Annotated in this window: 23 protein-coding genes and 1 riboswitch; of the genes, 13 read left to right on the top strand and 10 right to left on the bottom strand. The window is 28.6% G+C overall.

Annotation, left to right across the window (positions count from 1 at the left end; translation table 11 throughout):
* Positions 1-548: 548 nt before the first annotated feature.
* The 3 genes from AXY43_RS06845 to AXY43_RS06835 all read left to right on the top strand — a co-directional run bounded on the left by AXY43_RS06845 (position 549) and on the right by AXY43_RS06835 (position 3860).
* The gene (locus tag AXY43_RS06845; protein ID WP_023974588.1) at positions 549-1646 is read left to right on the top strand and encodes a GGDEF domain-containing protein; all 1098 of its coding nucleotides are present in this window, start codon (positions 549-551) and stop codon (positions 1644-1646) included.
* A 354-nt stretch (positions 1647-2000) separates the two neighbouring features.
* Positions 2001-2969, top strand: a complete 969-nt coding sequence (locus AXY43_RS06840; protein ID WP_105411266.1) for a DUF2087 domain-containing protein — start codon at positions 2001-2003, stop codon at positions 2967-2969.
* 420 nt (positions 2970-3389) lie between these two features.
* The gene (locus tag AXY43_RS06835; RefSeq protein ID WP_087702890.1) at positions 3390-3860 is read left to right on the top strand and encodes a GNAT family N-acetyltransferase; all 471 of its coding nucleotides are present in this window, start codon (positions 3390-3392) and stop codon (positions 3858-3860) included.
* Between the two features lie 860 nt (positions 3861-4720).
* On the opposite strand, the gene AXY43_RS06825 is transcribed toward AXY43_RS06835, so the two are convergent.
* From AXY43_RS06825 to AXY43_RS06815, 3 genes are read right to left on the bottom strand one after another with little or no spacing between them, the layout of a single operon-like run.
* Complete coding sequence (locus AXY43_RS06825; protein ID WP_105411265.1) at positions 4721-5476, bottom strand: ABC transporter ATP-binding protein; 756 nt, start codon at positions 5474-5476, stop codon at positions 4721-4723.
* 22 nt (positions 5477-5498) lie between these two features.
* On the bottom strand, positions 5499-6521 hold the full coding sequence (locus tag AXY43_RS06820; RefSeq protein WP_081300676.1) for a FecCD family ABC transporter permease: 1023 nt from the start codon (positions 6519-6521) through the stop codon (positions 5499-5501).
* Positions 6514-7428, bottom strand: a complete 915-nt coding sequence (locus tag AXY43_RS06815) for an ABC transporter substrate-binding protein (protein WP_105411264.1) — start codon at positions 7426-7428, stop codon at positions 6514-6516. The genes AXY43_RS06820 and AXY43_RS06815 overlap by 8 nt, the downstream gene beginning before the upstream one ends.
* A gap of 329 nt (positions 7429-7757) precedes the next feature.
* Positions 7758-7986: riboswitch (cobalamin riboswitch) on the bottom strand.
* A gap of 772 nt (positions 7987-8758) precedes the next feature.
* Between AXY43_RS06815 and AXY43_RS06810 the strand changes: the two genes are divergently transcribed.
* Together AXY43_RS06810 and AXY43_RS06805 are read left to right on the top strand one after the other, a co-directional pair.
* Positions 8759-9805: an FAD:protein FMN transferase gene (locus AXY43_RS06810; protein WP_105411263.1), complete on the top strand. Its 1047-nt coding sequence runs from the start codon at positions 8759-8761 to the stop codon at positions 9803-9805.
* Between the two features lie 76 nt (positions 9806-9881).
* On the top strand, positions 9882-11123 hold the full coding sequence (locus AXY43_RS06805; protein WP_242986238.1) for a DUF445 domain-containing protein: 1242 nt from the start codon (positions 9882-9884) through the stop codon (positions 11121-11123).
* A 306-nt stretch (positions 11124-11429) separates the two neighbouring features.
* Here the strand turns inward: AXY43_RS06805 and AXY43_RS06800 are convergent, their stop codons facing one another.
* From AXY43_RS06800 to AXY43_RS06790, 3 genes are all read right to left on the bottom strand, one after another.
* On the bottom strand, positions 11430-12875 hold the full coding sequence (locus tag AXY43_RS06800) for a serine hydrolase (protein WP_105411262.1): 1446 nt from the start codon (positions 12873-12875) through the stop codon (positions 11430-11432).
* A 27-nt stretch (positions 12876-12902) separates the two neighbouring features.
* On the bottom strand, positions 12903-13451 hold the full coding sequence (locus AXY43_RS06795) for a MarR family winged helix-turn-helix transcriptional regulator (RefSeq protein ID WP_105411261.1): 549 nt from the start codon (positions 13449-13451) through the stop codon (positions 12903-12905).
* 469 nt (positions 13452-13920) lie between these two features.
* On the bottom strand, positions 13921-14343 hold the full coding sequence (locus AXY43_RS06790; protein WP_077856487.1) for a DUF3842 family protein: 423 nt from the start codon (positions 14341-14343) through the stop codon (positions 13921-13923).
* 343 nt (positions 14344-14686) lie between these two features.
* Here AXY43_RS06790 and hypB point away from each other — a divergent pair, with 343 nt between their 5' ends.
* From hypB to AXY43_RS06750, 8 genes are all read left to right on the top strand, one after another.
* A complete protein-coding gene (gene hypB / locus AXY43_RS06785) occupies positions 14687-15346 on the top strand; it encodes a hydrogenase nickel incorporation protein HypB (RefSeq protein ID WP_087702902.1) in 660 nt (219 codons plus the stop codon).
* A gap of 323 nt (positions 15347-15669) precedes the next feature.
* Entirely contained in the window at positions 15670-16659 is a 990-nt protein-coding gene (gene cbiM, locus AXY43_RS06780; protein WP_077856777.1) for a cobalt transporter CbiM, read from the top strand.
* A gap of 167 nt (positions 16660-16826) precedes the next feature.
* Entirely contained in the window at positions 16827-17621 is a 795-nt protein-coding gene (locus tag AXY43_RS06775) for an energy-coupling factor transporter transmembrane component T (RefSeq protein ID WP_077840785.1), read from the top strand.
* A 4-nt stretch (positions 17622-17625) separates the two neighbouring features.
* Positions 17626-18354 carry an energy-coupling factor ABC transporter ATP-binding protein gene (locus AXY43_RS06770; RefSeq protein ID WP_077868792.1) on the top strand — a complete coding sequence of 243 codons (729 nt, stop codon included), beginning with the start codon at positions 17626-17628 and terminating at the stop codon, positions 18352-18354.
* Positions 18355-19053: 699 nt separating this feature from the next.
* On the top strand, positions 19054-20154 hold the full coding sequence (locus tag AXY43_RS06765; RefSeq protein ID WP_077868793.1) for an ABC transporter permease: 1101 nt from the start codon (positions 19054-19056) through the stop codon (positions 20152-20154).
* Positions 20155-20159: 5 nt separating this feature from the next.
* On the top strand, positions 20160-21383 hold the full coding sequence (locus tag AXY43_RS06760) for an FtsX-like permease family protein (protein ID WP_077868794.1): 1224 nt from the start codon (positions 20160-20162) through the stop codon (positions 21381-21383).
* A complete protein-coding gene (locus AXY43_RS06755; protein WP_077868795.1) occupies positions 21380-22057 on the top strand; it encodes an ABC transporter ATP-binding protein in 678 nt (225 codons plus the stop codon). Before AXY43_RS06760 ends, AXY43_RS06755 begins: the two co-directional genes overlap by 4 nt.
* Positions 22058-22071: 14 nt before the next feature.
* Positions 22072-22416 carry a hypothetical protein gene (locus tag AXY43_RS06750; RefSeq protein ID WP_023974572.1) on the top strand — a complete coding sequence of 115 codons (345 nt, stop codon included), beginning with the start codon at positions 22072-22074 and terminating at the stop codon, positions 22414-22416.
* A gap of 213 nt (positions 22417-22629) precedes the next feature.
* On the opposite strand, the gene AXY43_RS06745 is transcribed toward AXY43_RS06750, so the two are convergent.
* The 4 genes from AXY43_RS06745 to AXY43_RS06730 all read right to left on the bottom strand — a co-directional run bounded on the left by AXY43_RS06745 (position 22630) and on the right by AXY43_RS06730 (position 24217).
* A complete protein-coding gene (locus AXY43_RS06745; RefSeq protein ID WP_039773797.1) occupies positions 22630-22944 on the bottom strand; it encodes a hypothetical protein in 315 nt (104 codons plus the stop codon).
* A 57-nt stretch (positions 22945-23001) separates the two neighbouring features.
* Positions 23002-23316, bottom strand: coding sequence for a hypothetical protein (locus tag AXY43_RS06740; RefSeq protein ID WP_039773798.1), 315 nt, complete (start codon positions 23314-23316; stop codon positions 23002-23004).
* A gap of 348 nt (positions 23317-23664) precedes the next feature.
* On the bottom strand, positions 23665-23883 hold the full coding sequence (locus AXY43_RS06735; protein ID WP_039773799.1) for a DUF2922 domain-containing protein: 219 nt from the start codon (positions 23881-23883) through the stop codon (positions 23665-23667).
* Positions 23884-23992: 109 nt separating this feature from the next.
* Positions 23993-24217 carry a DUF1659 domain-containing protein gene (locus AXY43_RS06730; protein ID WP_039773800.1) on the bottom strand — a complete coding sequence of 75 codons (225 nt, stop codon included), beginning with the start codon at positions 24215-24217 and terminating at the stop codon, positions 23993-23995.
* Positions 24218-24674 lie beyond the last annotated feature (457 nt).

Genomic DNA, 24674 nt, shown 5'->3' with positions numbered 1-24674 from the left:
TTAGGACAAGCAGAAAATGGAACAACCTTCAACTAAGAACTATCACAACTCAATTTCAAATGCCGCTTTCACAAACATGTATCCAATTTCTAGTATAATTCACAAAGATTAAAGTTTAGGTATATCTTTTGTTTTTGATACCTATATTATAAGCAATTAAGATCCGATATAAAAATTACTTAATATATATGTTGCAATTGAATTTCTACATTTTGGTCTTAACTTATGACTTGCCTAATTGGAATTTTCAATGTAAATTTATTATTACAACATATAGAATTGATTTCGAGAATTAAATATAGATATCCAATTTAAGAATTCAACCTATTAGATGAATGTATTTACAAAGTTGCTAAAACTTTAAGTTAATATCTTCACTAGAAATCATAAATGTATTTTCAGAGCTTTTCGTAATCAAAATATTTATGGTTTCGGTAAGTTATCACATAAATATAGTTTTAAAGTTTGATATCTATAATGGGGTATTTTAGAAATATTAAATTTGTTTGATAAGCAAGTATAAATTTATGAAAAAGGGGTTATAAATTATGGTTCTTGAGTTTTTTCAAAATGCATGTATTTTAATAGCGTTTATGAGTATTGCTCAGCATCTTCTTAGAAATAAAAGAATTTTTGAAGATATGTCATTGAAAAGTAAGTTTTTATGGGGACTTTATAGCGGGATATTAGGTGTGATACTGATGATAAACAGTGTACATATTACACCAGATACTTTTATTGATTTTAGGTACATACCAATTTTATTTTCTGCTATTTATAGTGGATTTTTCTCTTCAATTATTTCTTCTATTTTGATAGCTATTTTTAGATCTTTAATTTTGGGAGTGTCTGATATATCACTAATTGGATCAGCAATTGCTTTAGCTATGGGGATCGGATTTGGAATTATTTCTTTATTAAAGATATCAAAAAAACGTAAATATATTTATTCTATGATCTTCTTTGTTATAGCATCAGTTATTTCATCATTTACAGTACCTCAAAATATTACATTTGATTTTAAAACAGTGAGTTTATACTTTTCTGGATATTTAATAGTATCGTATATTTCAATTAAATACGCGGACTACATATTTGAAACAGTTAGAATTTATCAAAAGTTAAGAAATGAGGCAACAAAAGATTATTTGACTGGCTTGAATAATGTAAGGCAATTTGACAACAGTTTCAACAATATTTCTCAGAGGGCTGTACGAAAAGAAGAAGATCTATCTATGTTGTTTATAGATATTGATTTTTTTAAGAAAATAAATGATACTTATGGCCATAATGCAGGGGATACTATTTTAAAGAGTTTAGCCTTAATTCTTCTTGATACATGCAGGACTTATGATGTTGTATCTAGAATGGGAGGGGAAGAGTTTTCTGTAATATTATTAGATTGTTCAGACTCTGAAGCTGTTAAGATTGCGGAAAGACTAAGGGAGAAGATTGAAGAAAATGATTTTTATATTTCAGACAATAATTTTATAAAAATTACAATTTCAATCGGAATAGCATCGTATCCTAATACGACAACTCAAATTGATAATTTGCTTGAAATGGCTGACACAGCATTATATCAAGCAAAAAATACTGGAAGAAACAAAGTGGTTTTATTTAACAATGACGAACATAAAATATAAAAAATACCTAAGGAAGAGCTGATTAAATAATACATAGTCAGCTCTTTTTATTTGATGTTCAGTGACTACAACGCTAACGCTAAAAACTTCTTTATGTAAAATTCATCATATCTCTCTTTATGAACTTCTATGCATTTGAAATTTAATAATAACAATAAATCCTTTAAACATATAATTCTGAATATAATGGCTGACTATGAGTTAGCTTGATGTATTAACCTATAGAATAGTCTTTGTAAGTTGGTTAATGAGATATTTATAAGATATTTCATTAACCAATTTTAAACAGTAAAATTGACATACATATATTAAAATGATAAAATGTCTATTGAATTAATAGACAAGGAGAAGAAAATGAAAGAGCTTATTCGTGATGCAACTATTGACGATTTTAAAAGGGGTTACATATGGGATAGCAAAAAAGCAGAATTTATTTGTTTGATATGCGGGAAACATACAGGTAAAAATAGTAATGATATAAGTACTCATACAGCAGAGCATGGGAGCCCTATGGACAGAATACTGATGCTTGATAAGAAATATACTGGACTTACTGAAATTCAGAAAGAGCTTTTGGAAATGGTGTCAAACAAGTATAGTAATAAAGAAATTGGGATTAAGCTTGGATGTGCAGAATCAACAGTAAGAAATATGAGATTTGCACTAAGAGAAAGGGCTAGACAAGCAAGAGCTTTTTTAGCAGCTATAGAGTTAGTTGACGATGGAAATAGTAAAATAGCGAATCCAAAACTTAGAAGTTTTCCGGCTAAAGAGGAAAAAAGAAAAGCATTATTACCAAGGTTTGCTAATTTGTTTGAACCAAATAAAGAGTATACGGAAGCTGAAGTAAAGAGAATTATTAAGCCTATTTATGAGGATGACGCAATAATACGGCGATACTTAGTAGACTATGGATACTTGGGAAGAAATGATGATGGAAGTAAATATTATAAGAAATGTGAGGAAGTTATTATGGATAAAATGAATAAAAAAGAGATAATAAATAATTATAAGCAACAAGAAATAGAAATGGGAATAATTCAAATCTATAATACTGTTAATGGATATTCTTTCGTAGATATATGTACAAATTTATATAAGCCCTTTGAATCAATCAAATTTCAGCTAAATTTGGGGAGAGCTAAATCTAAAAAATTAAAGGAAGATTGGGCAGCTTATGGGGAAAGTGCCTTCGAGTTTAAAGTTGTTGAAAAACTCGAATCTAATGAAGGTGCTACAGATAAGGAAAAGGTTGAGGATTTAAAAGAACTTTTAAACTTGTGGATTGAAAACCAAGGAGACAATTTAAAATTATATAAATAAGCTGATTTCTGACGTTATAAATTAAGATAATAGATGATAGAAAATGAAATTGCACTGTATGGGAAAAGTGAATTTGTGATTTTTAGATATTTAATATCACTAAATCATGTATGAGTTTAATAATTACTTGAAATGAAATAAAGAGTAACATGTCATAACGGGGATATGAATGTTACTCTTTGACTTATATTTATAGGGGAAAAAATTTATGAAAAAAAGTTTTTATTATCTTTATAATATTATTATAATAGCCAAATGTGTCAGGATGGTGGCAAATTTAAATTACAATATGTAGATTTAACTAAGTAATTATAAAAAGCTTATTTGAAAATACAATAATGTAATATTAGAAAATATATTATAATTTACAGTATAAGTTTCATATAGGACAAAATAAGAAAAAAATTAGGAGAATAATATATGAGTGAAAGAATAGGCATGATTTACAAACTTGCACCACAAGAACTAAAAGGAATTTATACATTTGATAAGATAGATTCTAATGATATAGATGGATTAACAGTTTCTATGTTAGACGCATTTAAAGATACAGTAGACTTCAATGGCGAAACAATAGAAGAGTTAAATAAGGAGATTTATAGTATTATTGAAAGTACTTTCGGAACATTTATTCCCGATGCTTCATTTCAAATTAAACAAAATGGAGAAATTGCGGCTGTAGTTCTTATTAGTTTATTTAAAGGGAAACCATTTGTTTCAGAATTATTTACAGTTAAGAAATATTTGAAACAGGGGATGGCAAGTAATCTTTTGAAAAATAGTATAAATGTATTAATGAATTTAGGATACGATGATTTAATTTTATATGTGCACCCTGAAAATGCAGCTGCTGTAAATCTTTATAAAAAAATTGGGTTTATAGAATTATAATTTTATAACCATATTGCATTGGTTTTAAAACATATTGTAATGAGTTCGGTTGAAAGCGGATAGATTGTTTCATTATAAGGTATTCGTTAAGTATGGTGATAAAAGCCATACCACCAGAAACGTTCCGAATCTTATACGGAACACTTGAAGTAGCTTTAAATCCTCAATACTAATATTTAGCATAAAAATGCCCCAATAAAGGGGCGTATACATGTGTAAGTTAATATTTATTTGATATATATCTATACTATGTACAATATATTTTAAAAAATGCAAAATTAAAGTATCATATATTTCTATATTATATGTATCGAAAATTGAGTACTGGTTTAATTATAGATTTTCAATTTAAGAATTCAATTTATTAGATTAATATATTTACAACGTTGCTAAAATTTTAAGTTCATATCTTCACTAGAAATCATAAATATATTTGTAACCACAAGGGTTATAATATGAAGAAAACATTTGAAAATGAGCTGTTAAAGGTTCTTAAGCAGAGAACCCAAATCTTTGATTTGGTGAGAATCGCTTACTCAGTGAACGAACGTGAGCCGAGTTTCCGCTAATGGTTGTTCCATTTTAGATTGTGAAGTGAGAGTCCAAAATTTTATTTTGGGTTCTCGAACTTCCTCAGCGAATGTAATGAGTCGAGCTTCCCTAGGAAAGTTGGAGCATGCTAAAGTGGCTACAACCTGCTGCTTAGAACCTTCAGCGATATTTTCATAGCTTTTCGGAATCAAAATATTTATGATTTCGGTAAGTTATCACATAAATTTAGTTTTAAAGTTGGGTATCTATATATTCGCTCTAATTAGAAAATAAGCATTCAATTAATTCACTTCTTTTACAGATATACCTTATTGCCATTGCTTTAAAGAACTAATCATGAAATTTTTCACGTCTATATTGTATACATTTCTTAAGTTATCTTCTAGAAATACTTCTTTAGGTGTACCTTGGCTGAATATTTCGCCATCGCTTAGTAATATAATTTTTTCACCAAATAAATTAGATAAGTTCAAATCATGTAATACAGCTATTACAATTTTATTATTTTCTTTTGCCCAAAGGCTTAAATATTCTAGGATCTCAATTTGATACTTTAAATCAAGATGATTTGTTGGTTCATCTAATAAAATAATTTCTGGATCTTGGGCAAAGGCTTTTGCTATGAAGACCCGTTGAAGCTGTCCGCCAGATAATTCATTTATAAGTTTATCTTTTGAATCTATAAGGCCAACACTTTTTATAGCCTCCATTATGATTAAATCATCTTCCTTACTTAAAGAGGATAAAGCCCCTTTTAAATAAGCATATCTTCCTAAAGCAACAGTTTCATAAACTGTGTAAGGAAAGTAAACATTGTTACTTTGAGTCATAAGTGCAATGTGTTTTGCAAATTCCTTCACAGGTAAATTTTTTATATTCTTTGAATCAAATGTTAGTGTTCCTTTATATTCAATGAGTCTGCCTATAGCTTTTAAAAGCGTACTTTTTCCACATCCATTTGGACCAACTATGCAAAGAATTTCTCCTCTTTTAGCTTTAAAGTCAATATTCTTTATGATATCTATTTTGTCATATCCACAAGAAAAATTCTTAAGTTCTAACAAAATCATCACCTACTTTGATTTATTATTTTCTTTCATGTGCCTTATTAAAATATATGTATGCAAAAAATGGGGCTCCAATCAGAGCAGTAATAGCGCCAACTGGTAATTCGGATGGTATTATAATTATTCTTGCTACTAGATCAGTGATTACCATAAAGCAGCCTCCTAAAATTATGCATACAGGAATTACATATTTATGCTTTGCTCCAATGATTCTTCTTACTAAGTGAGGAATTATTAAATCCACAAAACCAATAATTCCACTTAAGGCTACAGCAGAACCCGTTAATATAGCAGAGAAAATAAGAAGTCTAGTCTTTATGGTATTAACATCTACTCCAACTGATTTTGCTTGATCTTCACCAAAAGATAATATATCCATTTCAGTGCAGTAGCGCATGACACCAATTATTCCAATTATAAAGAAGGGTATTCCCATTTGTACATATGACCATCCCTTCATAGAAAAAGAACCCATTTCCCAAAGAGCTATGCTTTTTATATCTTCACTATATAAGGCTGTTACAGTTGTAAGTATTGCACTGCAAAATAAAGAAAAAACCATGCCAGATAAAATTATAGTTGAAGTTGACATGCTGTTATCAACCTTGTAGGCAAATTTTATGATAATAAATACAGTCAGAAGCCCACATAAAAAGCCTGTTAAAGGAAGAGTAAGCCTGCCGAGCATAGGTATTGAAAAACCAGATATTATAAGAAATCCAACTCCAAGAGAAGCCCCAGAGGATACTCCTAAGGTATAGGGTGAAGCAAGTGGATTTCTAAGTAATGATTGAACCACAGCACCACTAACTGATAAGGAACTACCTACAAGAAAGGCTAAAAAAACTCTAGGCAATCGTAAATTCCAAATTATCGCCACATCATTAGGGTTAATCTCTTTAAGTAGCGGAATTCCTAAAACTTTATATCCAATTATCGATGCAATATGGATTAAGCTGGTATCAGAACTTCCAATAGAAGTTCCGATACATAAAATTAAAAATGTTAAGGGTATTAATAATATGATAATTTTTTTATACATTTGCATATTCCTCAGGATAAATAGCTTTTGCTATTTGTTTAAGTGCTTTTAGTATATTTTGTGATGGTCTGGAAGAGGAATTATTATCAATAGCAAAGACTTTATTGTTTTTAACTGCAGTAACCTCTTGGAAGCCTTCGCGAGTCTTGATATTATTGATAGAATTACTTGTAGGTTCATTTGTAAGTATTACATCAGGATTGGCTTTTACTACAGCTTCAGGACTTGGAGATATCCACGAATTTTCATTAGCAAAGATATTTTTGGCGCCTACAATTTCAATCATTTCATTTAAAAATGTATTATTGCCAAAACTATATAAACCTGAAGTTGACCCTATTTCAAAATATACATTTTTCTTATCAGTAATAGTATCTCCAATTTTTTTTATTGAACTGATTTCATCCTTTAAATTAGATGTCGTCTCATCACCTTTTTTCTCAGTGCCAGTGATTTTTGATATAAAGTCAATATCTTTATAAAGGTCTTCTATGCTTGAACTAGTAGGTATGTATACAACAGGAATTCCAGCTTCTTTAACAGCTGCAAAGGGGTCTTCACTCCCAGTTTTATTATGTCCTGAAGCTATTATTATGTCAGGCTTTAAACTCACAAGAGTTTCAGCATCTGGATTCTTAAAGTCAATTTTAGGTAAATCTTTATTGATACCATCCACATCTGACGAATATTTGTCTATAGCTACTAGCTTATCTGAAAGTCCCAGCCCAACTAATATTTCGGTATTTGATGGGGCTGTAGATATTATAGTTTTTACTTTTTCAGGAAGCTTAAAGCTGTTACCTTCTCTATCTGTCATTGTTGCAGTCTTATTACCACAGCCGAAAAGTGTACTCATAGCTAATATAACTATTAAAAAGAGTGATAAAAATTTATTTTTTAGTTTCATGATGCCCTCCTAAAATATAGTGTATTTAAGGGTAACAAAAAAAACATACCCATCGAGAGTATGCATAGATTCATAATAAACATGCCTATAAAAATCAGAATAAAACTTAAAAGTCTTATTTTCATAAAATGCATGATTACTTAAGTCACATTCAAAAAATAACAAGTTCATTTACCATCTTATTTTCAACTATCCTTCGGAAGTAGATTGAGATAATAGACCTAATATGATGAGATCAATTTACCTTCTTGACTGATGAAAAATATTCATGGTAGCGTTGTACTTGAAATTTATTTTCATGTGCCTAATATCCCACCCTCAGAGGATATTATCGTTGTATAAAAACAAGGTATCCCGACTTAACTTCATCCTAATTTCAAGCCTTCCCAATTTCTCAGTGGCACGTTAGACATAATCAAAAAATAAAAGATTGGACTTGTTATTTTTGATTATGCCTTTGATTTCGTCAGTTTCACGGTTACTGGGGTAGTTGAAGAATTTCACTCCATTCCCTTATTACTTAAATGCAGACTATAGTTTGCATTCATATAATTAAAGTATTTGACATAAAAAGATTATACTATTCATAGTAAGTTTTAGCAATAAACCACTTAAATAACTAAGGGGGACTAAGCCCTGAACTTATGCATATAACTCGCCGAAATAAGGATTATGCTGTTGTTCCAGTTTCTAAGGAATTATGATGGATGATCCCAAGATTACAAGTTGCACTCAAGATGCTAGCATCAAAGGCAAGCTTTGAACTAGCATACTTGAAACAACTTATAATCTAGGAATCAGAGCCATCAAATTCCTAATGAAACATTTCACAAAAGCATAATTCTTATTTCTAGTTGGGATATATTTCATAGTACAAATCTAACTTATAATTGGTTTATCTATATCGATAAACAAATCAAGAATTAGATTTATTAGATGAACATATTTACAAGTTTTCTAAAACTTTGAGTTCGTATCTTTACTAGAAATCATAAATATATTTGTGGAGAAAACATTTGAAAATGAGCTGTTAAAGGTTCTTAGCAGTAGGTTGTTCCCCTTTAGCTTGTCAAACTGAAAGTTGGAGCATGCTAAAGGGGATACAACCTGCCGCTTAGAACCTTCAGCGATATTTTCATAGCTTTTCGGAATCAAAATATTTATGATTTCGGTAAGTTACCACATAAATTTAGTTTTAGAGTTGATATCTATAAAATGCTAAATAAAAATATTACTTTATTGGAAAAAATTCTATAAAATCACTCTAAAATGATGTAAAATGTTTGGTAGGTTAATAAATTTATTAAAATGAATTATGAGGGCGATTAAAGTGATTAAAAAAATATCTATGTTAATGACATGTATACTATGTATTCTGATTTTTTCAGGGTGTTCAAAGAATCAGGAGATTATTACTAAAACGGCATTGAAAATGGATACTGTTTTTCAGCTAAAAGCATATGGTCCAAAAGCTAATGAATCTATAGAAGCATCTCTTTCAAGATTAGATGAGATTGAGCAAATGGCAAGTGTGACTATAGATAGCAGTGACATAAGTAAAATTAATCAAGCTGCAGGTAAAGAATATGTACAAGTACATCCTGAGATTATTAAAATGGTTGAAACAGCAGTTAAGTATTCTAAGTTGAGTAATGGGGTATTTGACATAACTGTAGGCCCACTTGTGAATCTTTGGGGAATAGGAACTGATAACGAAAGAATACCTACAGATGAAGAGATTAAATCAAAACTACCATTAGTGGGATATAATGATATCAGTATAAATGAAGAGAATAGTAGTATTAAGTTACTAAAAGAAGGTATGGCAATAGATTTAGGTGGAATAGCTAAAGGATTTGCTGCAGATGAAGTGTTGAAAATTTATAAAAACTACGATATTAAAGGCGGGATTATAAGTCTTGGAGGTAGTTCTATATATACAGTTGGTAAAAAGCCAGATGGAACACCATGGAATGTTGGAGTTAAGCATCCTAGAAAAGATAGCGATCAAGATTATGTAGGCATAATTAATTTATCAGAACAAGCACTTTCTACTTCTGGAGATTATGAAAGATATTTTATAAAGGATGGTAAGAGGTATCATCACATATTAAACCCAAGCACAGGTTATCCAACAGATAATGGTGTAATGAGTGTAACTATAGTCGTAGACAGCAGTATTCCTGATAGCAATATGCTTGCTGATATTTTAACCAAAACTGTTTTTATAGCAGGTGTAGATAATGGTTTGAAATTTATAGACAGTTTGCAAGGTGTTTCGTGCATGGCAATAACTTCTGATTATAATATTTACAAATCTTCAAGTTGGAATATAAAATTAGATAAATTAGATCCAGAATTTAAATTTGCCAATTAATTTTTTTTTTATTATGCCTCAGTCTAGTATAAATTTTACAATATGTTTACATACTGACAATATAGGAGGCTATAATATGAAAATGAAAACTAATCAAAGAGCCTTAATTTTATTAGTTATTATGTTTATAGGTTTTATAATTACTTTGTTTCCACAAAATACACCTATAATAACTATATTGCAAAGTGGATTTGAAGCTGGAGTGGTAGGTGGATTTTCAGACTGGTTTGCAGTAGTAGCACTTTTTCGGTATCCCTTAGGAATTCCAATTCCACATACTGCACTTCTGCCTAGGAATCGTAAAAGAATAACAGAAGGTTTAGTATCAATAGTTGAAAACAATTTGCTCAATAAATCAAGTATTATAAATAAAGTACATGAATTAGAAGTAGTGAAAAAAATATTAAATATATGCAAAAAAATTATATGTTCTAAGCAAGGAATAGAAGCAGGAATGTATGTTATTAAACGTGCCATAGAGCATATTCCTATAGAAAAAGTTTCTTCATCTTTACTTAAACTAATTCAAAAATATTTGAATACATTAGATTCTAAAAACTTTCTTGAAAAATTAATTGGCATATTCTTAAGAAATAATTATGAAGAGAAAATTTTAGATAATTTACTTATTAAGCTTGAAGAGATAGTAAAGCAAGATAAAGTAAAGAATGAACTTGGAAATATAGTATTCAATTCTATAAATAAACTAAAGATAAGTGGAATAATGCAATATTCATTAAATACAGTATTAAATGTTTTAGGAAAAGATAAAGTAGGAAAAATAGCTCGAGATTTAGTCGTTGTAATATTAAAGGATTTAAAAAAACATGATAATACCAGCAGAATTACACTGCTTGAATTAATGCAGAGCAATATAAGAAGCATAAGTAACAATGAAGAAGTTATACAAAAAATAGATGAATATAAAATGAGATTAGGTAGTAATGTTGAACTAAATAACTTTACAATAAAAATATTAGATGAATTAAAAAATACAATATTAGGTTATGTTAAAGAAGATTACATAAGGGATAATATACTCCCAATGCTAAATAATTTAATAGACAGTATATCAGAAGATATTAATTTAATAAATAAATTAGAGCAGCAGATACAGGAACGTGTATCAGGTTACATAAATTCCAATCATGAAAATATAGGCAGATTAGTTAGAGATAATATTGAAAGATTGGATACTGAAACCCTTATAAAATTGATTGAAGAGCGTGTAGGCGATGACTTGCAGTGGATAAGGATAAATGGTGCTATTTGTGGTTTTTGCGTTGGTCTGGTATTAGGGATAATTAGAGTTTTGTAAATATTAAAAACACATGATCAGTATTTGTTAATAAATAAAGAGTATCTATAGGTTGAAAATTTCACTGCTAAAAAATAGAGTTTCACAATGTTTTTTTAGTAGATTTTAGAGCAGATATTATTGCTGTAGAAGGCTGTAGAAGAATGTACTGAACTTATAAAAGAGAATTGCAAATAAAGAAGATCTATAAATGCAATTCTGTATTATTATATGTGTTGCAATGCACAATTCACAATTACAGCTAAAATTCTTACAATATTTTTAGAATTATGATGAAGAATTATTTTTGCAATATATATATTATTATTATTTACATTTCATGAACAAAATTTCTTTTACAGTCTCCTCAAAAGGTATTGAAACACTTTTAATATTTCCTGTGCTATCATAATTAAAGGTCACATCAATCAAGTAATATTCCATTATTGTCATGGTAAAAATGTCATAGCATTTATGATTAAGTGTATAGTCTATATTAGTATAAATTAATTTTAAGATATTATCTTTTACTTCGATTTTTAAAGAACCATATCCTGGATTTTCATATATGCCAGTATACTCTTCAAGGGAGTGAGATGGAGTTGAGTTATCTTTTTTTGAGTCTATTTTAGGCTTAGTAGCATCTTCCATTGCTTTCATCATCTTTTCAGCTTCATCCTCTAGTTTTTCACAAAAATCACTATGTTCATGGCCTAAAAGCTTGTCGTATATATGGTATGCTATAGGCAGTGCACAGACAGGATTATTTAAATTAGTAAGAATAACTACGCCAATATTCTCGTCTGGAAGAAAGCTTGTATAGGAGCAAAATCCATCTATATTTCCACCATGGTTAACATGTTTTCTTCCTCTATAGGCTTCAACAAACCAGCCTAAGGCATAAGATGAAAATTGTAATTCATCAAATTTTAAAGGAATTAGCTCACAAGGGAGCTGAGGTGAATGTAACTCATTTATAGTTTTTTCTGATATAATCTGTTTTCCATTTACTTTACCTTTATTTAAATGAAGGCTAAGCCATTTTAGCATATCAGTCAAACTTGAATTCATAGAACCAGCAGGAGCAACAGAATCTAGTTTTCTAAAGTCTATTTGATTAATTTCCTCGCCTTTTTGCGCATATGGCTTACTGCAATCAGAATACTCTTTTAAAGCATCTACTGAGAAATTTGTGCTGTTCATACCAAGAGGTTCAAGAATTCTTGATTTCACGAATTCTTCCCAGGTCATTCCTGTAACTAGTTCAACAAGGTAGCCAGCTGTGGCATACATCAAATTATTATATTGCCATGTTTCTCTGAAATCTTTACTAAATTCCAAGTATTTAATTTTATCTACCAGTTCTTTTCTGCTTAAAGAAGGATTTGTATACCATAAAATATCATGTCTAGGTAATCCAGAACGATGGCAAAGCATGTCCCTTAATGTAAGATGTTCTTCAGCATATTTATTTTGCATTTCAAAACTAGGCATGTATTTTTTTATAGGAGTATCAAGATCTAGCTTACCTTCATCAACTAATATACCTATTGATAGTGAGGTAAAAGCTTTACTTGCAGAACCTATAGCAAATAAAGTATCTTTTGTAACATTCAAATTTTTGTTAACATCGCGCAGTCCTAACCCATTGCAGTATATTATTTCATCATCTTTAATAATACCTACAGCCATTCCAGGAATTTTCCACTTATTCATATACTCAGATAAAAAGTCATTAAGATCTTGAGAGTTATTAGATAGAATATCATTCATAATTATTGTACCGCCTTTATTTATTTTTTATTTTCCTTCATTTCTCGCTCTATCAAATTCATTTAATGCTCTCTTTTGTATTTCAAGTGTATCTTCACCCATGTCAAATTCAGCTTCTTCTTCAAAACCGTCTTGTTCTTCGCCATCAAATCTATATAATTTCTTTAATAACGTCCATAAGATTTCCATTTCTTCAATGGAAAAGCCTTTAGAAAGCATCCCAAAGAACTCCATAGATTTTTCGGCACCTATCATCATGACATCTGTTCCGGCTTTAGTAATCTTTACATTAACTGCACGTTTATCATATTGGCTTGGCATAGTAAGGACATATCCTTTGTTCTCTAAATTAGTAATCAATTGTTTTACACTCTGTTTTGTTGTACCTAATTTTTTAGCAATATTATTTAGAGTTGTTTCATTTTCAGGTAAATGAATAATAGCAACCATTGCCATAAGCTGTCTGCTAGTTAAAGGCTTACAATATTCATCACCCTTAATTTGAATTTTATTAGTAAGAGAAAACAGAGTTGCGTATATTTGTTGTATTAAAAAAAGCGCTTTATAGTTATCCATAAAATATCTCCTCCTTAGTTTGACAATATACTGTCTAAAATTACAGTAGCATATTATTCCAATGTAGTCAATATACTGTCTATTTGTTTTTAGTTATACTTCATTATAAACAGAGAGGACTTGAATAAGAAAAAAGGAATAGGGGATATTGCTTAATACTAGTACTTGGTACTATAACTATAATATTTCTGAATCTTTTTTGTAGAAAGAATTATTTAATGATATTACCTGAAATAATGTTTTGGATAGGCAGTGCAGTTATATTGTTGGAATTATATTGAGGTGGATTCAGAAAAGATATTAGAAAATAACTTCAAGACACAGCATAAAGAGTACAAGAAGAATACTAAAAGGATTATTCTATTTATTTGGTGAAAAATATAGCTTAATGATATAAAAGCAAGAATATATTAATTGGATATTAATTATAGGCGTGTTAATAAATTAATCTTAATCTATTAATACTGGATTAGAATTCTTCTATATTATTTTTTATATCAAGTACAATTTCTTCAATTATATCTTTAATTTGTAGATTTCTAGTTCCAGGAATATAAATGCCATGTTTTTGTAATGGAAGTATATATTTAGTACAATCCATATTAAATATTGCATTGGAAATCATAGTAGTAATTTCTCCGTTTATACCACCACTACAGATTATTCCGATTGGTCCTATTATACTATCTATTTTAGTTGTCTTGCAAAATGAACTGATCGCCCTTTCACCGCTTATACCAACATTTGCACCAGCTTGTACCATCTTTGAGGTAGCAAATGAGTTGGTACCAAGTGCAATAATATAAACATCATTATCTATTTCTTTACGAATCCTCTTTATGATGTTTTGACCAAGGCCTGCCCCTTGTGCATCTATTACTGCAATTTTCATATTAATGATCATTCCTTTCGCTATGATTAAGAGATATAATTTAATAAAAGTAGTTAATGTATAAATAAACTAGTGCTAAACTATAAATAAGATTTTTATTTATAGTTTATGATATTATTCTATACCTTTGAGTTAACTACAAGTCAAGTGCTTTTTAATAATATTAAGTGATTGGTGGTCACATATTTCATAAAAATACTATATAATTTTAAATTGACTGAAATTAATCTGTGATTTTGTTCTTAACATATATTATTATAGAATAAAGAGAAGAGATTTTATATTATTATTGGAAGCACAAAATAACAAAGTTATTAAAAAATTGCAGATATGAGGTGAATGGATGAAAATTAAAGTTGTAAAACAGCTGCTAGAATTAAACGAAAATTTCAACAATGATATTAAAGAAATTTTAAGAAGAAAAAATGTATATTTAGTGAATGTGATGGGTTCACCAGGGACAGGGAAAACAAGTTTGATTATAGAGCTAATAAAACAATTAAAGGATAAATTTAATATTGCTGTAGTTGAAGGCGATATTGCTGGGCAAGTAGATGCTGAAAAAATTGATTCACTTGGAATTTCTGTTATCCAACTTAATACAGAAGGAGAGTGCCATATAGAATCAAAAGCAATTTATAATATCTTAGGATACTTTGATTTAGATGAAATTGATTTGATTTTTATTGAGAATATTGGTAATCTTGTCTGTCCTGCTGAGTTTGAACTTGGTGAAGATTTTAAAATTGCTGTTTTAAGTATTCCAGAAGGGGATGATAAGGTTGAAAAATATCCATTACTATTTTCTAAAGCTGATGCAGTTGTATTAAGTAAGTATGATATGATGGAATACTTTGACTTTGATGACAATAAAGTAGAAGAAAATGTTAAAGAATTAAATCCATTGGCAGTCACCTTTAGAATATCATCAAGAACTGGACAAGGATTAAATTCATTTGTTACATATATTGAAGAAAAAATAAAAACAAGAATTCAAGGGTAATTTAATATTTACAATTTTGGAATTGTATAGTATCATAAAATTGTATACTACGAGGGTATACAGTTTTCATACAATATATATTGCAAAAATAATTCTTCAGCATAATTTTAAAAATATTAAAAGAATTTTAGCTGTAGTTGTAAAATGTGCATTGTGAATTGCAACATATATAAATTAATAGATTAATTTGGATTATTAATAACCACGAAGGTTGATTGCTTTATTTGTAATCAGTTTTTGTGGTTTTGTTTTTATTAAAAATTGGGCATATTGAGGAAATAACAAGTGTAATTATCTTCACATGCTTTAAAGGAGGAATTAAAATGCATATTCCAGACAATTATCTAAGTCCAGCTACCTGTGCAGTTATGGGTGCGGCAATGATTCCAGTTTGGACAAGAGCTGTAACAAAAGTAAAAAAAGAGGTAACTAAAAAGAAATTGCCGCTTATGGGAGTGGGGGCATCACTATCATTTTTAACAATGATGTTCAATGTTCCGTTACCAGGTGGAACCACTGGACATGCTGTAGGAGGAACATTAATTGCTATTCTTTTAGGCCCTGAGGCGGCATGTATTTCAGTGACGATAGCACTTTTGATTCAAGCATTACTATTTGGTGATGGAGGTATTTTAGCCTTTGGAGCCAACTGCTTTAATATGGCATTCGTCATACCATTTGTAGGCTATTATATTTATAAGTTTTTAAAAGAGAAATTTAAGACAGAGAAAGGAGAATATATTGGGACATTTATTGCATCGTATATTGGAATAAATTTGGCCGCTTTATGTGCAGCAATAGAATTCGGAGTACAGCCATTACTTTTTAAAGATGCAGCAGGTATACCGCTATATTGTCCTTATCCTTTATCAATTACTATACCTTCAATGCTTATTCCACATCTTGTAGTTGCAGGAGTATTAGAAGGAATTATAACTGTTGGCGTATTAAGCTTTATAAAAAAAGTTTCACCAGGAATTATTTATGAGGGAGCTACTACAAAATCAAAGCCTGTATATGGATTAATAATAGCGCTAATATGCCTCTCACCATTAGGGTTATTAGCTACAGGTACAGCTTGGGGAGAATGGGGAACTGATGAAATAAGTTCTGTAGTAACAGGTGGTAATACGTTAGGATTTATACCTAAAGGCATGGAAAATGGATTTAGCTTTAATGCCTTAATGCCAGATTATTCCGTTTCAGGGCTTCCAGATAATTTTGGATATATTTTATCTGCAGTTGCAGGTGTTGCAATACTATTGTTAGTATTTAGAATAATAGCAAGTATGAAAAAGACAACAAAAGTATAAAGTGAAACTTGATTCAGGTGAGGTGATTTAAATCTGAATCTTAGTTTAACTTATATGTGCTCCATCAATTCAGCAATATGTAGTGAAACAAAAGTGAGAGTCCAAATTTTATATTTGGGTTCTCTTTTAAATGTGCCTAATATACGTTATAAGAAAGGAAGTTATTAATGCCAGAATGGCTTTTAAAGAAAGACAATTATACACCGCTAAAAGACAAGAATTCTTTTATAGATAAGAGCATTCTGTCAATATTTAATGTGCTTGCTATGTTTAGGCAGCAAACTAAAATAAGAAACTCTAAATTTGGAATTAACCCATTAACTAAATTAATATCAACGCTCATACTAATTATTTTTGTTTCCTTAAGCAGAAATTTTCACTTTATTGTAATTACAACTGTGTTTATGCTTGTGCTAATAAATCTTTTAAGTATAAAAGAAATAAAATATGTTGTCAAAGCAAGTATGGCGGCGGCAATTTTTACGTTTATTATTTTGTTACCAGCTATTTTTTTAGGGTATAGTAATAATACTTTAATGATCACATTAAAAGTATTAGTTTCAGTTGCTTCTGTCAGTATATTAACTTGCACTACCCAATGGAATGAATTAATAATTACTTTAAAAATATTTAGAATACCAGATATATTTATTTTGGTACTTGATATTACTATAAAATATATTATAATTTTAGGCGAATTTTCATTAAATATGGTTTATGCTCTTAAATTAAGATCAGTAGGTAAAAACAATCATAAAAGTACTGCACTTTCCGGAGTCGTAGGAACTATGTTTATAAAGTCTAAAGAGATGGCAGAAGAGATGTATGGAGCAATGGAATCTAGAGGATTTACAGGAACATATAAAGTATATACGAAATTTAAATTTAAGTTATTTGATTATATTTGTTTTATTCTTACAATAATTTTTGTGTTAACATATTTTTATTTTGATAGGTTGTGATTTAATGATTGATATAAAAGATGCGAATTATTCATATGATGCTGAAGTTACCGCACTAAAAAATGTAAACCTACATATTGATGCAGGTGAAGCCATTGCTTTAATAGGTGTAAATGGAAGTGGGAAGTCTACATTAATGAAATTAATAAATGGATTAATAATTGCTGATAGTGGAAGCTATTTATTTGAAGGTGAAGAAATTAATAATAAAAAAATGCAAAATGAAGAGTTCTCAAAGGCTTTTCATAAAAAAGTAGGTTTTGTTTTTCAAAATTCAGATGTACAGCTATTTTGTTCAAATGTATATGATGAAATCGCATTTGGGCCAAGACAGATGGGGATGGATGAAGAAGAAGTTAGAAAAAGGGTAGAAGACACTTTAAAATTATTGAAAATTGAAGAATTAAGAGATAGACAGCCATATCATTTGAGCGGTGGAGAAAAGAAAAAAGTTTCTATAGCTACCGTAGTAGTTTTAAATCCAGACGTTTATATATTTGATGAACCAATGAATGGACTTGATCCTAAAACTAAGAGATTTTTAAAAGAATTCATGATAGCTATAAATAATGCAGGAAAAACTATTTTATGTTCTACCCATGACTTTGAATATGTGAAAGGGGTATTTAAAAGAGCAATTGTTTTTTCAAGTAATCATGCAATTATTAGAGATGGTAATTATGAGGAGATAATGAACGATAGTGACTTTCTATATGACAATAACATTATATAATGTTTAAGCTATACTGAAAATAATAATATGAAGAAAGAACAATACAAGTTAAGAAAAGCAATATTATTATATGGAATAAAAATTGCAACTAATCTTATCAAATTAGAGGAAGGGTTAACATCTCTTTAAAGTCATTTTTCAAATTAATTATGTCATTAAATTAAATAACATTATTGAATATTAGCTCATGAAAGATTCATAAAAGTAAAAAAGCGGTAGTTAGAAATGAGAAATCCAACTACCGTTTATTTTTGTATGTACAATTTATTCTATATTAATTTCTGTTACTTTATCATTTGTAGGTAAGGTAAATGATAAAACTTGTTGGATGGATTCGAATGCCCAAATTGAAGTAGAAGTACATTTGTCTAGAGGCAATAGAAATATAGAATAAGAAAAAATAAATCTTAGCAATAATGTTATATATGTTAAAATAGATATATGTAAAACATTAGACGTAAATACAATTTCAGGTAGTGATAATCATGTCTATGCTAGAGGGGCCGCAAGAACTCCACGATGCTAGGAAAGTGGACATACACTGCCTCATCACAAAACGTATGGAAGATGAGTTATATCTCAAACTCATAGGTTTAGAAAAAAGCGTATTTACGTGAAGGTAGGCTAGTTCAAAATCAAAATTTAGATAAGAATATTAGTAAAGATCAGTGCGTTACTAATATTCATGTGGAGTAATATATGAATAAATATACTAAGATAGAGCTATTTTTAATAATTGGTTTTTTAGTGTCAACTTTTGCATTTAGTTTAACAGTAAGTATTGTATATTCAAATTATAATAGAGTTACAGAACAAAACCGATTTAATAAAGATTATAAGTATCTAAAAATAGATATAGTACATGAGACTAAATATGTTGATGGAGCTGAAGTTGTAAATAAAGATGAGGATAAAGAAAATCCAAGCTTATCAGAAATAGTAGATGCTGTTCAAGAGGCAGGATATAAGAAAATTATTTTAAAGCCATTTGAAGATCAAATACAAGTTGATAATAAGTTTTATATTAATGATATATGGCCTTGCTCTAATGGGATTGACATAGAAAGTAGAAATTTAATTAAAGGAAGATACTTAAGTCAAGAAGAGTTAATGAGTGATGAAAAAGTTGCTATTATAGGTTTTGGTTTAGAAAGATTAGTTGAAGAGAAAAATGGAGAACGTTATATAAAAATATTTAATGAGGATTACAAAGTTGTTGGGGTTCTTGGAAATACTGAAGTATTTAAATATAGCAGTATAATTCCTATAAGATCTCTATATTTTATAAACACTAAGGTTCCTAATGTTATTTTTTATGAGAATAATATAGGTAATATAGACATCAAAGAAATTAACTTGAAAAATATTAATGCTTCTGAAAAAGAGATTTCGAGAATTTCGGTTATAGAGTATTTATTCAAAAATGTTTACGAACTTAAAAATAGTTTATATCAAATAATACTTGGTATAGCAAATTTACTTTTATTTTCATATTTCTTTGCTAAAAATATACGTGAAAAAGTTGCGATTATGAAAGTATTGGGAGCTAAAAATTCTCATGTATTTAAAGAGGTTTTTGCAAAATTCATAAGAATATCTTCGATTGGAATTATTGCTGGACTAGCTTTATCAAAAATTACAATAGATTTTATGATGAAGTCTTTCCCATCTCAATATTCAGCTGTTAACATTCCAAATATTATATTAAGTTCAATGCTAATATTTATAATATCTATAATTGTATCTATACTAGTGTTGTTTAATGTAATTAGATTTAAAATAATGAAAGAAATAAGGTAAGTAGTATGAAAAGCAAATTTATCTTTTTTGATATAAAAAGAAACTTGATAGTTAATGTATTGATTATATTGGAAGTAGCTTTATGGATATTTTATGCTGCGTCTTTGGTTTCTTTAATTAACTTTGATAGGTCATATAGAAATAGGTATAATAGATCAATTTCCATAGATAATTCTAAGTTCATGACATTTTATAAAATGATCCTTAAAGAAAATAAAGATATTGAAGATTATAAAAATGATATAAAGGAAAGTCTTAAGTTGATATCAAAAAATAATTATACTTATGGTTTTATTCAAAGGGATTTGTATACGGATATTCCAACTGATGTTTTGGGATTAAATTCCAAAGACTTAGAATCAGATTTTACAAAAAAAGATGAAATGGATGAGTTAATACATCCAATTGGATTTAATTATGGAATGATAGAGCATTATCAAAATAATATAGTTCAACAAATTTCAAAAGAAGAATGGATTAGAAGTGAGGACTATATATCGGTAATTGTAGGAAATGACTTGGCCAAAAAGGTTAAGGTTGGTACTAGCTATGTAGTTAATAATATAACTTATAAAATTGTAGGGCAATTTAAGAAGGATGTATTAGCATTTGATTATACAAATAGTGTAGATAGCTCATTTTTATTAAATAAGTCATTTGTTATTCCACTAAGTGAGGAAACATTCTTTCAAAATTTTGGATATCAACCTATAACAATATTTTTCAATGGTGACAAAGAAAATAATTCAACTGAATTAGAATCAAATATAAGAAAAATTTCGGATGACATAGTTATTTCAGATTTTGGTGATGATTTAGACAAATTCTTAGAAGAAATAAAATCAAAAAAGTATTATGAAATATTTAGAATAATTATAATTACTATTATTGCATCTGCATCAATAATTACTACAATTAATTATAAAATAGCCGAAGATGTAGATAGGATTGGAATTCTTTATTCTTTTGGAATTAGTAAAAAAGATATATTTAAAACATTTTCTTCTGAATTTCTTATAAATATACTTGTTGGAATTATAGGAGGAAGCTTATTTTATTTAGAGAACTGTGGAAGTGTTTATGAATTTTTTATTAATGAAAACTTATTATTCAATTTATATATTTCCATGGGGATATTATTATTAACAATTATTTTAATTATGCTAATAAGCTTTAATGAAATAAACAAGTTGACTCCGAAAGATATGATGGGAGGATTTACAGAATGAGTATATTAGATTTAAGAAATATATATAAAACCTATGGAAAAGGTGATAACGAAGTTATAGCTGTAGATGGAATAAGCATAAAGGTGGATAAAGGTGACATTATAGCTATTATGGGGCCTTCTGGTTGTGGTAAAAGCACATTGCTTAATATATTAGGATGTATAGATACCCCAAGCCAAGGTGAATATTATATTGACGATTTTCAAGTAGACTTTAAGAAGCTTAATCAGTTATCTAAAATCAGAAATGAAAAGATTTCGTTTATATTTCAAAATTTTGCATTGATAAAAGATCTTAGTGTACTAGAAAATGTAATGCTTCCTCTTAAATTCAGGGGGATTGCGCGAAAAGAAAGAGTAAATAAAGCAATAAAGTATTTAAATGAATTAGATATATTTAATTTAAAAAATAAAAGTATTAGGCAATTATCAGGAGGGCAGCAGCAAAGAGTTGCCATTGCTAGAGCACTTACTCAAGAAAGCGAAATTATACTAGCTGATGAGCCAACAGGTGCATTAGATCAAGAAAATAGCATTAAAATCATGAAAATATTGCAAGAATTAAACCAAAAACATAATAAGACAATATTAGTTGTTACACATGATAATCTTGTTGCAAGGTTTTGCAATAAAACTTTAAAAATGAAAGATGGAAAATGGGATAGTATTAAATAAAGGAGTTATAATTTATGAAAAAAGTACTTTCAACTATATTACCGAGTGTATTAATATTTTTATTTATATTCATAGACTCTCATTTTCCATATAGTAAGTGGATTTTAATTGGAATTTATATTTTATTTCCGATAATGTTTATAATTCAGACTATTATTTCTTTCAAATCAATAAAAAATATGTTGGCTGGATTTTTGTTATTATCACTATCAATCATACTACCTATTGATCAATGGTATAAAATTGGCAGTATAATGCCAGCCATAATAGTTTATTTAGTATTGTCTTTAATAACATATTTACTGATAGAAGTTATAGATATTATTAAAAGAAATAAGAAAATTACTAAAAATAAATGAGGGTGTTTTCCTAGAAACAACTAAAAATAATAATTAGTGAGTTGGTACGAAGTTTGTTAAAAATATAGATTCTAGATAAGTTATTAAGAAATTTTGGAGTTTGGAGATGGACTTATTTGTGGGAAGTATTTTATTTGCGGGAAATGTTGGAGGAATGAAATGAAGGATACTTTAAGAAAAAATGTATCATAAGAGACACTATAAAAGTATCTCTTATGATATGATTAGTTCACCATCGCCAGTTATTATAATTTTATATCCAGCTTTGAGAGGAAATAAATTAAATTTTTGCGATTGGGGCCATATGCGAATAGCTTGAACAGGAGTTTCAGTAGAATCTAAAATAAATATGTAAATTCGCTCATTAAAAGAATTATTTTGAACTGTATGTGTAGCATCTAGAGATAAATTTAAATCTTCAACTTTGTAGAAACCACGCTTAAGAATTTTACTTTCAGCCATACAAGGTGAAATTATAATATTAGAAGAAATAAAGAAGAATATTAATGCATAAATAAATTTTTTCATAAACATAATCACCTCTAAATTTTTATAGATAACAAGAAAATGAATTGAGCATTTTATCTAGTTTATAATAATGCTACCTTTACTAGATACAATTATTTCAAATTCAGATTCTAAAGGTATTAAAATATACTTGTCTGACTGAGGATCTAATCGCATATATTGCCTAGTTACTTGATTTGAATCGAAAATGGCAATAAAGGCATAATCACTGGTTGAAGTATTTTGTACAGTATGAATGCCGTGGGATAAATTTAAATCTGGAGCTTTATAAAATCCTTCATGTAAGGTTTTGGGTTCAGCTCCAACAGGGATTGTAAAAATATGAAAGATTAATATTAAAAAAAATAAAAATGCCAGTGGGTACTTTTTCATTAGATCACTCACCTTTCTAAATTTAAATATTATGGAATTATAAACTTAATTTTATTATGTGAAAGTGAGGAGAATATATTCTGAAATATTAAAAATAAAAATTAAACTTGAAGAGAGGATAAGACAAGATTTGCAGTTTACTATTTAAAATGTAAAAAATGAATTTTACCAGAGAAAGAGGCATTTATAGAATCTTGGCAAAATTTGAATCAGCATGAGCGTAGAAATCTTAAGCATGGTTTTTCATGAGGTATTAACTTAAATAATTGAATCATTAGATAATAAAGATAATGAAAAAGGAAGCTTATCCACTACAAGATAAGCTTCCTTTTTTAGGTTACTTAAAACTTAAGCTACATCAAATTTAGTAACTTGTCTTTGAGTAACTTGAGCACCAGATTTCTTAACTAAATCACCAGAATTAGTTTTGAAAACATTTTTAGCAATTATAGTATCCATAAGTGCATTAATCTCGTCTTTTGTAAGACTTGGTTTAGCACCAGAAACACTTAAAGTACTTTTTTCACCAGTCGCAGTTAAGAAAGTCATAGATAAAGAATATTCCATTTAATTCACCACCTTTCTGTTTAGATTAGAGCTAAGGAAGCTAACTCATATACATGATTTAACTAAGTTCGAGAAACCAAATCATAGATTTGGACTCTCACTTATCTGCTTAAGCATTTGCTAAACTAGAAGATTCATTTATAAAGTAGTCCCTAGTATTAGCTTCCATAACAGCTTTAATTGCATCAGCAACAGCATAGATATTTTCTGGTGCTGCATCTGTTTTGATGCCTGAGAAAGTTTTCTTAGTATAAATTGGATCGCCAGTTTTATCTACTCCTTTTTCAACTTCAATACTAAGAGAAACAGAGTCAATAGTTTTAGTTACAGCCATATATTTTTACCTCCTTCATTTTGTTTTCGTATATGATATACGCATTAATTCCATAAGTTATATAAATATCCTAAAATTTTTTTAAGCAGCAAATAATAAAAAAGTTGAAGTAAAGACACAAAGAAAACTTTATAGTTGATCTATATGAATTCTAAAAGGTTTAATTCATTAGATCTTAGCGGACAAGCGAAAACTATAAAGTAAATAATTTTATAAAAAATTAATGATGTTATTTAGAATTTATATATTAAAGGAAAGTCAATTAGGTAAAAAAGTATTTCTTAGATTCAGAGAAGGCATCACCATTTTACTAGGAGTCCTTACTTTGATTTAACACGAAGAGGTTTAGTAAATTTAATGAATGTGAAAATCTTTATAATAAGTACTAAAATAGAAATATGTAAGACAAATAAAAATAAAATGAGAGAAAACATTTTTATTTACGTTATATAAAGTG

This window comes from Clostridium sp. MF28 (genome assembly GCF_002969175.1).
Classification (GTDB): domain Bacteria; phylum Bacillota; class Clostridia; order Clostridiales; family Clostridiaceae; genus Clostridium; species Clostridium beijerinckii.
Note: the sequence above shows the minus strand (reverse complement) of the source record. Positions and strands in the feature narration are given on the sequence as shown.